Raw genomic sequence first — 14791 nt, 5'->3', positions numbered from 1 at the left:
GGATAAACAGACTTGCTCGGTTTTGTTGGAGATAACATGCGCACTTTGTGGCGAATCATTGCTGGCTTTTTCAAGTGGACCTGGCGTCTGCTGAATTTTGTCAGAGAGTTTATTCTTAATCTTTTCCTGATACTGCTGATTTTGGTAGGTGTCGGTCTTTACCTTCAGTTCCAAAGTAAACCGGCTGAACCGGTTAAAAGCGCATTGCTCGTTAATTTAAGTGGCGTGGTAGTCGATCAGCCCGCAGTGAATAATAAACTGCGTCAATGGGCGCGCATGTTAATAGGCACATCCAGTAATCGCCTACAAGAAAACTCCTTATTTGATATTGTAGAGACTATTCGTCTGGCAAAAACCGATGACAATATTAACGGTTTGGTGCTGTCATTGAGTGATTTTACCGGGGCAGACCAACCCTCATTGCAATATATCGGCAAAGCGCTGCGGGAATTTCGTGACAGCGGTAAACCGATTTATGCTATTGGTGATAGCTATAATCAAAGTCAGTACTATTTAGCCAGCTTTGCTAATAAAATTTATCTGTCGCCACAAGGGGCCGTCGATCTGCACGGTTTCGCTAGCAATAACCTTTATTACAAATCGTTACTGGAAAAACTCAAAGTCACCACCAATATCTTCCGCGTCGGTACCTATAAGTCTGCGGTTGAACCGATGATCCGTGATGATATGTCACCTGCCGCCCGTGAGGCTGACAGCCGTTGGATTGGAGGGTTATGGCAAAATTATCTTACTGCTGTTTCCGCGAACCGACAGTTAACGCCAGAACAACTGTTCCCTGGCGCGGCGGGGGTTATCAGTGGCTTACAGGCCGCAGGCGGTTCTCCGGCGCAATATGCTCTGGACAGTAAACTGGTTGATCAATTGGCCTCACGCCCAGAGGTAGAAACCGAGTTGATCAACAAATTCGGCTGGGATAAAAAGAATAACGACTTCAATTACGTCAGCATTTATGACTACCAACCAACGCCAGCACCACAGCAAGGTGGGCAGATAGCCGTTATCTTTGCTAACGGCGCTATCATTGATGGCCCGCAGACCCCAGGTAACGTCGGGGGTGATACGTTGGCGGCCCAAATTCGGCAGGCTCGTTTGGATCCGAAGATTAAGGCCGTTATCTTGCGGGTAAACAGCCCAGGGGGCAGCGTGAGTGCCTCTGAGTTGATTCGCTCCGAATTGGCTGCATTACGTGCGGCAAAGAAACCATTGGTAGTATCAATGGGGGGTATGGCAGCATCCGGTGGATACTGGATATCAACACCGGCTAACTATATCGTTGCCAGCCCGAGCACCCTAACCGGTTCGATTGGTATTTTCGGCGTGATTAATACCTTCCAGAATTCACTGGAAAGCATTGGTGTGCATACTGACGGTGTCGCCACTTCACCACTGGCTGATATTTCGGTTACCAAAAATTTGCCACCTGAATTCTCTCAGATGATGCAAATAAATATCGAAAATGGCTACAAGACCTTTATTGATCTGGTCGCAACCTCTCGTCACAAGACCCCAGAGCAAGTGGATCAAATCGCTCAAGGCCATGTGTGGATTGGTCTTGATGCCAAAAATAATGGTCTGGTGGATCAGTTAGGTGACTTTGATGATGCCGTTAAGAAAGTCGCTGAACTGGCACAACTGAAGACCTGGCAGTTGAACTGGTTTGTTGATGATCCAAGTCTCAGCGATTTAATTTTCGGCCAAATGAGTGTGTCTGTGCAGGCAATATTACCCACCGCCATTCAGGCATGGTTACCGGCACCCATCTCGGCCATAGCACAGGCCGTTAAAGATCAGCCAGGTTTACTTAATACGCTGAATGACCCGCAGAATCGTTATGCGTTATGCCTAACTTGTGGTGATGTACGCTAATAAACTCAGCCCGGCATCTGTCGGGCTTTTTTTCCCCGCCAGTCTCCCTATAATTGATCCATCTTATTCATTACCACTTTTCAGGCCCTAATGCTCATGCAGAAGAAATCTATTTATGTCGCCTATACGGGCGGGACTATTGGTATGCAACGATCAGATCATGGATACATCCCCGTGTCCGGCCACCTGCAACGCCAACTTGCTCTAATGCCTGAGTTCCATCGGCCCGAAATGCCAGATTTTACTATCCATGAATATGCTCCATTGATTGATTCCTCAGATATGACACCTGAGGACTGGCAGCATATCGCCAATGATATCCAGCAGAACTACGATTTATACGATGGTTTTGTGATTTTGCATGGCACTGACACCATGGCCTTTACTGCCTCAGCCCTCTCCTTTATGTTAGAGAATTTGGCTAAACCCGTGATTGTCACCGGCTCCCAAATCCCCTTGGCTGAGTTGCGTTCTGACGGGCAAACCAACTTGCTAAATGCCCTCTATCTGGCGGCTAATCACCCGGTAAATGAAGTCAGTCTGTTCTTTAACAATAAACTGTTCCGTGGCAATCGAACCACTAAAGCTCATGCGGATGGTTTTGATGCTTTTGCCTCACCGAATCTGTCTGTATTACTCGAAGCTGGTATCCATATTCGTCGCATGGCATCAGTTGAGTCGCCGGTTAATAACGGGCCGCTGATGGTTCATCGCATTACACCTCAACCGATTGGAGTGGTCACCATTTATCCTGGGATATCGGGTGCGGTGGTGCGTAACTTCTTGTTGCAACCGGTTAAGGCGCTTATTTTACGATCTTATGGTGTGGGCAACGCCCCACAAAAAGCCGAGTTACTGGACGAATTAAAAAATGCCAGCGATCGCGGTATTGTGGTGGTGAATCTGACCCAATGTATTTCCGGCAGAGTCAATATGGAAGGTTACGCAACCGGTAATGCGTTGGCTAACGCTGGCGTTATCAGTGGCTTTGATATGACGGTTGAAGCTGCACTGACAAAGCTGCATTATTTGTTAAGTCAAGCACTATTCCCTGAAGATATTCGTCGGTTAATGCAACAAAACCTGCGTGGTGAATTAACTGATACTAACTGATCCTGTGGTATACTAATGAATACAGCACTGCTCTTAATTGATTTACAAAATGACTTCTGTCCAGGTGGCGCGTTGGCAGTTGCTGAAGGTGAGCAGGTTATTGTCATTGCTAATCAGGCCATCAATGCCTGCCTTATCCAACAGATACCGGTTATTGCCAGTCAGGATTGGCACCCTGCTGAACACCGTAGTTTCGCCATCAATTCAAATGCGCAAGCGGGTACTGTGGGTGAGTTAGATGGGCTGACACAAGTATGGTGGCCAGTACATTGCGTGCAGGGTAAGTCTGGAGCGGCTTTTCATCCTCAGTTACAACAAGATGCTATTGCGCAGGTTTTTCGTAAGGGGCAAGACCCTGACATTGACAGCTACAGTGCTTTTTTTGATAACGGCAAACGAACTAAAACCCCACTGGATGCGTGGCTTAAGCAGCGAGAGATAGAACGTTTGTACATTATGGGGTTAGCCACTGATTACTGCGTGAAATATAGCGTATTGGATGCATTGGCCTTGGGTTATGAAACGACCGTGATCTGTGACGGTTGCCGGGGGGTAAACCGGCAACCACAAGATAGTCAACAAGCCTTTAATGCAATGAGTGATGCGGGAGCACATATGCTGACGCTGGAACAATTTCTTGCTGTAATCCAATCTTGTCAGAAAAATTCAGCAGTGGAGTGGTTTGATCATTAAACAAATACCACTGCGCTCATATTGGCGCAGTGAGTTGCCCCTTTTACGCCGATAATATCGTTAAAAAAAGCTTACTCAGGCTTCAATGTTGCCAGTATCGGTTGGCTAAATTGCTGCTTCAGCTCTTGCTTGGTTTTCATCACAATCTGACCATCAGTACCAATGCTCATATGCTGAGCATTCTCGTTATGACGGGCTTGCCACAGCATGACCATTTGCAGGCTGTTTTCTTTCTGCGCGGGTGTCAGTGCCACACCATCCGGCCATTTACCCAGCTCTACCGCGTGTACCAAACGTTGGTAAATTTCGGGTGTCATTACTGAAATCAGGTCTTCAAGCTCCATCAGAGCATCCTTAAATAAACGAATAATAAGCTGAATCGATTTTTCATATACCAAGCTGCGCCTCACAAACTACACCTTCGTCAACCCAGTTATGCCGCCACAAACCACGGTGTTAACAACCCCCCTGATATTAGTCGGCACTCAGCCCGCAGTCTGCTCACCATTTTGGTCATCGACAAAATTCAGTGACGCCGAATTCACACAATAACGCTCCCCGGTAGGTTGAGGGCCGTCGGGAAAAACATGGCCCAAATGGGCATCACAATGACCACAACGGATTTCAACCCGATGCATATTATGAGCATAATCATCAAGATAGCGCACAGACTCAGCATCAATCGGCTGGTAGAAACTGGGCCAACCACAGCCAGAGTCAAACTTTGATTCTGAGATGAAAAGCGGCTGATGGCAACACACACATTGGTATACACCATCGCGTTTATTATGCAGTAATTTACCGGTAAAAGGCGCTTCCGTCCCCCGTTGTTGGGTGACATGCCGCTGAATATCGGACAGTTTCTCAATATTTTCTGTAGGGTTCAGTTCTTTAGCCATTTGTGCGGTTCTCTGGCAGGGGATAAAGTCAACGAAAACAACGTCTAATAATAACAAAAAATTAACAACAAAGCAGTTAAAATTGTCCTAAACTGTATGCCATCGAAGTGGCAACAGTATAAATGTAATAAAAATCGCAAATATTACTGATTTTCACTTTAAACTTAATAATTAGCCCAAATATAAAGATTAGGCTAATCGTATTTGGAAACGCGTAATTAATGCTCAATCGACTGCCCTCGATTTGATTTTTAGCAATAATTGACACGATTCCGCTTGACGCTCGGTAAGGTTTTTGTAATTTTACAACCAACCTTTTATTCACTAACAAATAGCTGGTGGAATATATGACTATCAAAGTAGGTATCAACGGTTTTGGCCGTATCGGTCGCATTGTTTTCCGTGCTGCTCAGGAACGTTCTGACATCGAAATCGTTGCAATCAACGATCTGTTGGACGCTGACTACATGGCGTACATGCTGAAATACGACTCAACCCACGGTCGTTTCGACGGTACTGTAGAAGTAAAAGACGGCCATCTGGTTGTTAACGGTAAAACCATCCGTGTTACCGCAGAGAGAGATCCAGCTAACCTGAAGTGGAACGACGTTAACGTTGACGTTGTTGCTGAAGCAACTGGCCTGTTCCTGACCGACGAAACGGCACGTAAGCACATCGCTGCTGGCGCGAAAAAAGTGGTTCTGACAGGTCCTTCTAAAGACGACACCCCGATGTTTGTTATGGGCGTTAACCACAAGTCATACGCTGGCCAGGAAATCGTTTCTAACGCTTCTTGCACCACTAACTGCCTGGCTCCACTGGCTAAAGTTATCAACGACAAGTTCGGTATCGTTGAAGCGTTGATGACCACGGTGCATGCAACTACTGCCACTCAGAAAACTGTTGATGGCCCGTCTCATAAAGACTGGCGCGGCGGCCGCGGCGCATCCCAGAACATCATCCCTTCTTCTACCGGTGCTGCTAAAGCAGTGGGTAAAGTCATCCCAGAACTGAACGGTAAACTGACCGGTATGGCGTTCCGCGTTCCTACCCCTAACGTTTCTGTTGTTGACCTGACTGCACGTCTGGAAAAACCAGCTTCTTACAAAGAAATTTGTGCTGCTATCAAAGCGGCTTCAGAAGGCGAGCTGAAAGGCGTTCTGGGCTACACCGAAGACGACGTTGTTTCTACCGATTTCAACGGCGAAAAACTGACTTCAGTATTCGATGCTAAAGCGGGTATCGCGCTGAATGACAACTTTGTGAAACTGGTTTCTTGGTACGATAACGAAACTGGCTACTCAAACAAAGTTCTGGATCTGATCTCTCACATCTCCAAATAATGGATTGATGTAGATTTCTACCAAAAGCCACCTCCGGGTGGCTTTTTTATTGCTCATCATTTTTTATTGCTCATCAACTGTGTGGTATCACCTCCCCTACTGCTGCCATTAAATGTCGAGACGCTTCGCATTTGCGCACTTTCGGTTGGCAGTGTACCCGCAAGTATCGTTACCCTCTGGAACACACCACTAAAGACACTAATATCTACGGACGGATGCGCGTCAAAGTCCCACTATGGGACATTTAACTTGCGTCAGTCCCAGCAAGGGACTATCCTCACTATTATGAAAATCATCGCCATCAGTACGTTAACCACCTTTTGGGCTAAACATCGAGATACAGAACAGCCACTAACAGCCTGGATTGATGAAGTTAAGCATGCTCAATGGGTTACACCCAATGATATAAAAGCCCAGTTCGGTAGCGCGAGTATTCTTAAAAGCCGCCGGGTGGTGTTTAACATCAAAGGGAATGATTATCGGATGATTACCGCCATTGCTTATCGCTTTGGCGCTGTATACATAAAATTTATTGGTTCGCATAAGCAATACGATGCTGTCGATGCGAACAATATAGAGATGGAGTAGTTGATGAATATACGACCAATTCGCAATGAAGACGATTATCGCGCAGCGCTGAAAGCAGTATCCCCCCTGTTTGATAACCCGCCAGAACTGAATACCCCAGAAGGTGATTTTTTAGAAGTGATGATTATTTTAATTGAAGACTACGAGAAAAAACACTTTCCGGTAGATTTACCTGATCCGGTTGAAGCCATTAAATTTCGGATGGAACAATCGGGTCTGACAGTAAAAGATCTGGTGCCCGCTATCGGCAGAAGTAATCGCGTTTATGAAATACTCAATCGTAAACGTAGCCTCACCCTGCCAATGATTTGGAAGCTGCACAACATGTATGGCATCCCAGCAGAAAGCCTGATAAAACCCATACGTCTGAAGTAACATAATGGCCGTAGTGGCGATAATAAATTGCGCAATATCAATGATTCACCACTGCAGTACTCTACGTTTACTGCAAGATTCAAAGGCTGTGATATTATCGAAAGTCTGAAGTTCAATGGATCTCAAGCCCCCTTTCCCATAAGGCCAAACGAATGAACGAGAAAGTATTCACCCTACCTGTTGTTGAACAAATGTCGCCTTACATCAGCCAACGTCAACTGGATGAATTGCCGGTGGTGGTGGTTTCTCATCCGAAGGTGCGTGCAGCAGTATGCCTACAAGGTGCTCATTTGCTGGCCTACCAACCCAGTGGTGAACAGCCTGTTATTTGGCTGAGTAATAACACTCCATTTAAAGAAGGTGTCGCCATCCGTGGTGGTGTGCCTATTTGTTGGCCTTGGTTTGGCCCATCTGCACAACCGTCTCATGGTTTTGCTCGTTTACTGCCATGGGCACTCAGCGCCCATGATGAGAATGAAAACGGGGTTATCCTGACCTTTACCTTGGAAGACAGTGATGCTTCACGCAAACTTTGGCCACACGCATTCACGTTGATTGCCCGCTTTAAGTTGGGTGATGAATGCGAAATGGAGCTGGAATCACACGGCGATTATCAATCCGTTGCCGCATTACACTCCTATTTCCAAATTGGCGATATTGACCAGGTTAAAATCAGTGGGTTAGGTGAAAAATACTTTGATAAGGTACTGAAAGTTGCCGATGCCAGCCAACAAGGGGATTTAGTATTTAACGGCCAGACTGACAGGATCTACACACAACCAGAAGCCTACAGCCTGATAAAAGATGCCGTGCTGAAACGTACCATTGAAGTACACCATCATCACCAAAGTGATGTGGTTGCCTGGAATCCAGGTGCTGAGCTGTCCAGTAGCATGGTTGACATGCCAAATGAGGGTTATAAAACCATGGTTTGCGTGGAAACAGCCCGAGTCAATAAGCCTTTAGTCGCCACCACTGATGCGCCAGCGCGCCTCGCCATGACTATTCGCAGCCGTAAAAATTCCTGATAACGGCTATAAACCACCAGACACAAAAATGGGGCGTTATGCCCCATTTCAGATTGCTAACAGAGTCAAATGAAGGGGATCGTGTCGTTGGCGTGGCGTAAGCCACCGGAGCGCCCCGAGAAGCGGTCAACCCTTCACTCACTGAGCATAAATGTTAGCGGAAAGTATAGGTCACTCCGGTCCACAATACGCTACTGAATGACGCATCGACCATTGGGCTATTTTTTACTTCATTTGCCAAACGGATATAACGGCCAGTAAAGAAGGCATTCCAATTTGGATTGATGTTGTAGTTTGCTGACAACTCCAGATATGGCGACCAGCTGTCACTTGGGCTATATTGCGCCAAACCACTACGTGCAGACTCCCTTCCGCTTACACCATAGTAATAGTTGTTCTGATCGCCACTGTTCCAGCTAACACCCGCACCAGGGGTCAGTGTCCAGCTATCGATATTAAAGCGATAGAGGTAGGCCAGGTCGCCGATAAAACCACCACTATTATCCAGCACGTCGCCAGAGAACGCCGCCCGGATCGTTCCCCAATCCTCAATATGGGAATATGACATCCCGGCCATCATAGTGCTGCGGCGTTTATCCAACTGCTTCATCTGCTGATCATCACTGTCACCTGGGGTAAAGTGCAATGGTAAATAATAAGCATCAATTGACAAGCGATTGCTGTCATCCTTCCACAGGTAATAACCGGCGGCCAACGTGCGGAAGTAAAAATTATCACTTTCATAAGAAATAATAGGCACCGGATAAACCCGGTCATTCTTGCCACGGTAAGGGTCCGGGCTCACTAATGCTGATGCCCCCAGCGACCATGTTCCTGCCATCGCAGTTGGCATACAAACCGCGGTAGCTACAGCCAATGCTGCCAACGTTTTTATTTGCTTCAGTTTTATGTCATGTTTTTTCACGGATTAAATCCCATTGGTAACGAATTCATTAGTTAACTTAGTGTAAATCAATTGCTTGCCCGTGGCGAAATCTTTACACATGTTAGCGGAATGCCCATCCGGCCTGTACAACGTATCACCGACAACCGGTGGGCTGACAACCTAAAAATTTACCTGGCTTTGATTACAATAAAATAACGAGATATTCAAATAGATAAGCTCAATTAATTATATATAAAACACTGACAATGAAATAAAAAATAGATTTAGTTACCGAATAATGGTTATTTATTGTTCTAGAAGTGGCCAATCTCTGGTCGGGGCTAACTTGACCTTTGGCGGAGACGCGACCATAACAATAAGGTAGTAGTTTCAAAATTTTAACCCAATAAAGCGCTACTACTATTTTATGTTCCCAACCATTCAAACAGGACGGGCATCGCTATGAACATATTTGATCACTATCGCCAACGCTATGAGGCGGCCAAGGACGAAGAGTTCACTCTGCAGGAATTCCTCACTATCTGCCAGCACGATCGCAGCGCATATGCCAATGCAGCTGAGCGTCTGTTAATGGCTATTGGTGAGCCAGTCATGGTCGATACCGCACTTGAGTCCCGCATGTCTCGACTCTTCTCTAACCGGGTTATCGCGCGCTACCCTGCCTTTGAAGAGTTCTATGGAATGGAAGAAGCCATAGAGCAGATTGTTTCCTATCTCAAACATGCCGCTCAAGGGCTGGAAGAAAAGAAACAGATCCTGTATTTGCTCGGCCCAGTGGGTGGTGGTAAGTCATCTCTGGCTGAACGGTTGAAAGCACTGATGCAACGTGTGCCCATCTATATCTTAAGTGCCAATGACGAGCGTAGCCCGGTGAATGACCACCCATTGTGTTTATTCAATCCGCAGGAAGATGCGGCTATTTTGGCAAAAGAATACACGATTCCAAGCCGTTATCTCGGTACGATTATGTCGCCATGGGCGGCAAAACGCCTGCATGAGTTTGGCGGCGATATTACTAAGTTCAAGGTTATCAAAGTCTGGCCTTCTATCCTTGAACAGGTTGCGATAGCGAAAACTGAACCGGGCGATGAAAACAACCAGGATATCTCGGCACTGGTCGGTAAAGTTGATATCCGTAAACTGGAAAATCATGCTCAAAACGACCCAGATGCTTATGGTTATTCCGGTGCATTGTGCCGTGCGAACCAAGGGATCATGGAATTCGTCGAGATGTTCAAAGCCCCGATTAAGGTGCTACATCCACTACTGACCGCCACCCAAGAGGGGAACTATAACGGTACAGAGGGGATATCCGCTCTACCATTCAGCGGTATTATTCTCGCCCACTCTAACGAATCAGAGTGGGTCGCATTCCGTAATAACAAGAATAATGAAGCCTTCCTTGACCGTGTTTATATTGTCAAAGTCCCTTATTGCCTGCGGGTATCAGAAGAGATCAAGATCTACGACAAACTGTTGAATCACAGTGAGTTAACCCATGCTCCTTGTGCCCCTGGCACCTTGGAAACACTGGCCCGCTTCTCTATTCTCTCCAGAATGAAAGAACCGGAAAACTCCAGTATTTACTCCAAGATGCGGGTGTATGACGGTGAAAGCCTGAAAGATACCGACCCGAAAGCCAAGTCTTATCAAGAATATCGGGACTACGCCGGAGTTGATGAGGGTATGAACGGTCTTTCTACCCGTTTTGCCTTTAAAATCCTCTCCAGAGTGTTTAACTTTGACCATGCTGAGGTTGCCGCTAACCCAGTACATCTCTTCTATGTTCTGGAACAGCAGATAGAGCGGGAACAATTCCAGCAAGATATCGCTGAGAAATATCTGGAACACCTGAAAGGCTATCTGATCCCGAAATATGCCGAGTTTATCGGTAAAGAGATTCAAACCGCCTATCTGGAATCTTATTCTGAGTACGGTCAGAATATTTTTGACCGCTATGTTATTTATGCCGATTTCTGGATTCAGGATCAGGAATATCGTGATCCGGATACCGGGCAACTGTTCGATCGTGAATCACTGAATGCTGAACTGGAGAAAATTGAAAAACCCGCGGGTATCAGCAACCCAAAAGATTTCCGTAATGAGATAGTCAACTTTGTGTTGCGCGCCAGAGCCAATAACAGTGGCCGTAACCCAAACTGGACCAGTTACGAGAAGTTACGTACGGTTATTGAGAAGAAAATGTTCTCAAATACCGAGGAGTTACTGCCAGTCATCTCCTTTAATGCCAAGACCTCAACGGATGAGCAGAAAAAACATGATGACTTTGTCGATCGGATGATGGAGAAAGGTTATACCCGCAAACAGGTTCGCTTGTTGTGTGAATGGTATCTGCGGGTAAGAAAATCTTCATAACCCGTTTACCGATTCATTACGGCATAACAGGTATAGATCGCGTTGTAGCAAGGTGGCAACTAAACGAAGCCCCAGGAGCTTAGCCCACTAAGTGACTGGGGTGAGTGAAGGCAGCCAACACAGCAATAACGTGAAAGATGAAGGAATAGAGGCAAAGTCGTTTGGGGGAGTTATGGGCTACTTTATTGACCGACGACTTAACGGCAAGAATAAAAGCATGGTCAATCGCCAGCGCTTTTTGCGCCGCTATAAGTCACAAATTAAACAGTCGATTTCCGATGCCATCAATAAACGGTCGGTTACAGATATTGAGAGTGGCGAGTCAGTATCAATACCTATCGATGATATCAATGAGCCGATGTTCCATCAGGGCCGTGGAGGGATACGCCACCGGGTACATCCCGGTAATGACCATTTTGTTACCAATGACCGAATAGATCGCCCTCAAGGAGGCAGTGGCAGTGGTCAGGGTAACGCAGGCCAGGACGGTGAAGGTGAAGACGAATTTGTCTTTCAGATTTCCAAAGATGAATACCTTGACTTACTGTTTGAAGACCTTGCGCTGCCTAACTTGAAGAAAAATCAGTATAAACAGTTAACAGAATTCAAAACACATCGCGCGGGATACACCTCTAATGGGGTGCCGGCCAATATCAGCGTGGTGCGCTCACTGCAAAACTCACTGGCCCGTCGTACTGCGATGACAGCCAGTAAACGGCGTGAGCTGCGCGAGCTGGAAGAAACGCTTCAGGTGCTGGAAAACTCTGAACCCGCGCAATTGCTGGAAGAAGAACGGATACGCAAAGCCATTGCCGAATTAAAACAAAAAATCGCCAGGGTACCCTTTATTGATACCTTCGATTTGCGTTATAAAAATTACGAACGGCGACCTGAACCATCCAGTCAGGCGGTGATGTTCTGCCTGATGGATGTGTCAGGCTCGATGGATCAGGCCACCAAGGACATGGCAAAGCGGTTTTATATCTTGCTGTATCTATTCCTGAGCCGGACCTATAAAAATGTTGATGTGGTATATATCCGCCACCACACACAAGCCAAAGAAGTGGATGAGCAGGAGTTTTTCTATTCGCAAGAAACTGGCGGGACTATTGTCTCCAGCGCATTGAAGCTAATGGATGAAGTGGTTCAGGAACGCTATAACCCGGCGCAGTGGAATATCTATGCCGCTCAAGCCTCTGATGGCGATAACTGGGCTGATGATTCACCCCTGTGTCATGAATTACTGGCAAAGAAAATTCTGCCAACGGTGCGTTACTATAGCTATATAGAGATAACCCGCCGCGCCCATCAGACATTGTGGCGGGAATATGAAGACTTACAGGCAAAATTTGACAATTTTGCCATGCAACATATTCGTGATCCTGAGGATATCTACCCAGTATTTCGTGCGTTGTTCCACAAACAGACGGTTGATAATTAACATTCAAATTAGCCGGTTAATCTTTTCTGATAGAGAATTTCTACTACAGAAAGGGTTTTCCGGCTTTTTCATGAGCTAAAATTACCACAGACTTGCAACCTTCGAGCTTAACCAATGAAATGGCATAATGGACTACGACAACCGGGTGTATTGGCAGCATTGGCCGCTGCGGTACTTTTTGGCGCAGGAACCCCGCTGGCAAAACAGTTACTCAATACCGTCAGCCCGTGGTTACTGGCCGGTTTGCTGTATTTGGGGTCAGGTACAGGATTATTGATTTATCGTCTGATAACCCACTCGTCTGCTGTCAAACTGCCCTGGAACGAATTGCGGTGGTTTATCGGTGCTATTGCCGCAGGTGGCGTTATTGCGCCGGTATTACTGATGATCGGTCTTACCGGCATGCCAGCATCCGGTGCCTCACTACTACTCAATGCTGAGGGGGTATTTACCGCGCTGTTAGCCTGGTTCGCTTTTAAAGAGAACTTTGACCGTCGCATTGCGCTAGGTATGGTGGCCATTGTTGCCGGTGCCGCTATTTTAAGCTGGCCGGGAGAAGCACGTTTTGCCGGATGGTGGCCAACCTGGGCCATCCTGGGGGCGTGTTTCGCCTGGGGGATTGATAACAACCTGACCCGTAAAGTCTCGCTGACGGATGCCACCTGGATTGCATCCGTCAAAGGCTTGGTTGCCGGTGCCGTTAATCTCAGCCTGGCTTTTACTCTCGGCGCAACATTGCCACCACTGACCAATTTGGCGGCTGCCCTGCTGGTAGGATTTTTTGCCTATGGCGTTAGCCTGGCGCTGTTTGTTATTGGTTTACGTCATCTTGGTACCGCACGCACCGGCGCTTATTTTTCTATCGCCCCATTCCTCGGTGCCGTATTGGCAGTCGCGATGGGTGACGCTGTCACGTTACCATTGATAGTTGCAGGCTTACTGATGGCTATCGGTATCTGGTTGCATCTCACGGAACAACATGATCATCAACATAATCATGATGAATTGTTACATGAGCACCAACATCTGCATGATGAGCATCACCAGCACTCACATGATTTCCCTCTGGTTGCAGGAACGCCGCACAAACATCGCCACCACCACCGGCCAATAACACACGCTCATCCACATTTTCCAGACTCACACCACCGCCACAAACATTGAGCCGGTAAACTCCTCTTCAATGTAGGCTTATCGGGACGCCAATTGGCTAAAACGTAATTCCAGATAATCCAATATACTGCGCACTGAGGGCAGTAACCCCCGCCGTGATGGAAATACCGCGTGGATAATCTCATGACGTAGCGACCAATCCGGTAACAGGCGTATTAATTCCCCCTCAGCTATCTGTTGTTCCACCATCATGACCGGAAGTTGCACCGCCCCTACGCCACTTAGCGCAGCACTGCGTAAGGTTGTCATGTCTGCCGTCACCAGTCTCGGCTGATGATAGATAGCGGCATTAGCCCCTTCTGGCCCATCCAGACGCCAAATAAACGTCTGTTGAGGTTGCCCTAATCCGAGACTCGGCCAACCGGTCAGATCAGCCGGTACATTGACCTCCCCTTGTCGCGCGATTAATTCCGGGCTGGCAACCAGACACTGACAGCGATTACCCAAAACCTTCAGCACCAGGTCGCTGTCTTGCAATGGCGGTGGGCGGACACGAATAGCAATGTCGATAGCTTCGGCCACCGGATCTACCTGGCGATTGGTCGATTCAAGATGAATCGTCACTAAGGGACAACTGGCCATAAAATCTGCCAATATAGCACTCACAGTGGTCTGCAATAACGCCACAGGACAAGTGATACGCACCACACCCCGTGGTTCTGCCTGGGTTAAATCAATCGACTCCTGCGCCGCTTTGGCTTCTTCCAGCATTGCCTTACAATGCTCATAATAGGTGAGTCCAACATCAGTCACCGCAAAACGACGGGTTGAACGTTGGATTAGCCGCACACCCAATCGTTCTTCCAACAAGGCTACCCGACGACTCAACTTTGATTTTGGTAGTCCTAAAGCTCGCGCAGCCGCGCTGAACCCGCCATGTTCCACCACCTCAGCGTAATAATAGAGATCATTAAGATCTTGCATATCTTACCTATCAGTTACTTGCCGCCAGCGGCTTTATTACTGTC

General features: G+C 47.1%; 14 protein-coding genes. 10 read left to right on the top strand and 4 right to left on the bottom strand.

Annotation, left to right across the window (positions count from 1 at the left end):
• The first annotated feature begins 36 nt into the window (after positions 1 to 36).
• The 3 genes from sppA (at position 37) to pncA (ending at position 3693) form a co-directional block, all read left to right on the top strand.
• The gene (gene sppA, locus AEP37_RS01270) at positions 37 to 1887 is read left to right on the top strand and encodes a signal peptide peptidase SppA (RefSeq protein WP_049608642.1); all 1851 of its coding nucleotides are present in this window, start codon (positions 37 to 39) and stop codon (positions 1885 to 1887) included.
• Between the two features lie 96 nt (positions 1888 to 1983).
• Positions 1984 to 3000 (top strand): asparaginase, encoded by a 1017-nt coding sequence (gene ansA, locus AEP37_RS01265; RefSeq protein WP_049608639.1) that lies wholly within the window; start codon positions 1984 to 1986, stop codon positions 2998 to 3000.
• A gap of 15 nt (positions 3001 to 3015) precedes the next feature.
• Positions 3016 to 3693 carry a bifunctional nicotinamidase/pyrazinamidase gene (gene pncA / locus AEP37_RS01260; protein ID WP_049608636.1) on the top strand — a complete coding sequence of 226 codons (678 nt, stop codon included), beginning with the start codon at positions 3016 to 3018 and terminating at the stop codon, positions 3691 to 3693.
• 71 nt (positions 3694 to 3764) lie between these two features.
• On the opposite strand, the gene AEP37_RS01255 is transcribed toward pncA, so the two are convergent.
• Positions 3765 to 4037 (bottom strand): YeaC family protein, encoded by a 273-nt coding sequence (locus AEP37_RS01255; RefSeq protein WP_049608972.1) that lies wholly within the window; start codon positions 4035 to 4037, stop codon positions 3765 to 3767.
• A gap of 141 nt (positions 4038 to 4178) precedes the next feature.
• Entirely contained in the window at positions 4179 to 4592 is a 414-nt protein-coding gene (msrB, locus tag AEP37_RS01250) for a peptide-methionine (R)-S-oxide reductase MsrB (RefSeq protein ID WP_049608633.1), read from the bottom strand.
• A gap of 347 nt (positions 4593 to 4939) precedes the next feature.
• Between msrB and gapA the strand changes: the two genes are divergently transcribed.
• The 4 genes from gapA to AEP37_RS01230 all read left to right on the top strand — a co-directional run bounded on the left by gapA (position 4940) and on the right by AEP37_RS01230 (position 7926).
• Positions 4940 to 5935: a glyceraldehyde-3-phosphate dehydrogenase gene (gene gapA / locus AEP37_RS01245; protein WP_049608630.1), complete on the top strand. Its 996-nt coding sequence runs from the start codon at positions 4940 to 4942 to the stop codon at positions 5933 to 5935.
• Positions 5936 to 6220: 285 nt separating this feature from the next.
• On the top strand, positions 6221 to 6523 hold the full coding sequence (locus AEP37_RS01240) for a type II toxin-antitoxin system HigB family toxin (protein WP_049608627.1): 303 nt from the start codon (positions 6221 to 6223) through the stop codon (positions 6521 to 6523).
• Positions 6524 to 6526: 3 nt separating this feature from the next.
• Positions 6527 to 6898 carry a helix-turn-helix domain-containing protein gene (locus AEP37_RS01235; RefSeq protein ID WP_049608624.1) on the top strand — a complete coding sequence of 124 codons (372 nt, stop codon included), beginning with the start codon at positions 6527 to 6529 and terminating at the stop codon, positions 6896 to 6898.
• Positions 6899 to 7050: 152 nt separating this feature from the next.
• The gene (locus tag AEP37_RS01230) at positions 7051 to 7926 is read left to right on the top strand and encodes a D-hexose-6-phosphate mutarotase (RefSeq protein ID WP_049608620.1); all 876 of its coding nucleotides are present in this window, start codon (positions 7051 to 7053) and stop codon (positions 7924 to 7926) included.
• 154 nt (positions 7927 to 8080) lie between these two features.
• Here the strand turns inward: AEP37_RS01230 and AEP37_RS01225 are convergent, their stop codons facing one another.
• On the bottom strand, positions 8081 to 8851 hold the full coding sequence (locus AEP37_RS01225; protein WP_049608618.1) for a MipA/OmpV family protein: 771 nt from the start codon (positions 8849 to 8851) through the stop codon (positions 8081 to 8083).
• Positions 8852 to 9274: 423 nt separating this feature from the next.
• On the opposite strand from AEP37_RS01225, the gene yeaG reads away from it, so the two are divergent.
• From yeaG to AEP37_RS01210, 3 genes are all read left to right on the top strand, one after another.
• The gene (gene yeaG, locus AEP37_RS01220; RefSeq protein WP_049608615.1) at positions 9275 to 11209 is read left to right on the top strand and encodes a protein kinase YeaG; all 1935 of its coding nucleotides are present in this window, start codon (positions 9275 to 9277) and stop codon (positions 11207 to 11209) included.
• A gap of 172 nt (positions 11210 to 11381) precedes the next feature.
• Positions 11382 to 12650, top strand: a complete 1269-nt coding sequence (locus AEP37_RS01215) for a YeaH/YhbH family protein (RefSeq protein WP_049608969.1) — start codon at positions 11382 to 11384, stop codon at positions 12648 to 12650.
• Between the two features lie 114 nt (positions 12651 to 12764).
• Positions 12765 to 13814 carry a DMT family transporter gene (locus AEP37_RS01210; RefSeq protein ID WP_049608612.1) on the top strand — a complete coding sequence of 350 codons (1050 nt, stop codon included), beginning with the start codon at positions 12765 to 12767 and terminating at the stop codon, positions 13812 to 13814.
• A 27-nt stretch (positions 13815 to 13841) separates the two neighbouring features.
• Here AEP37_RS01210 and AEP37_RS01205 read toward each other — a convergent pair whose 3' ends face one another.
• Entirely contained in the window at positions 13842 to 14747 is a 906-nt protein-coding gene (locus tag AEP37_RS01205; RefSeq protein WP_049608609.1) for a LysR family transcriptional regulator, read from the bottom strand.
• Between the last annotated feature and the right edge of the window lie 44 nt (positions 14748 to 14791).

Origin of the sequence: Yersinia pekkanenii, assembly GCF_001152565.1 — a bacterium.
Taxonomy (GTDB): Bacteria; Pseudomonadota; Gammaproteobacteria; order Enterobacterales; family Enterobacteriaceae; genus Yersinia; species Yersinia pekkanenii.
The sequence above is the reverse complement of the archived record's forward strand: the minus strand, read 5'-3'. Positions and strand labels throughout refer to the sequence as shown.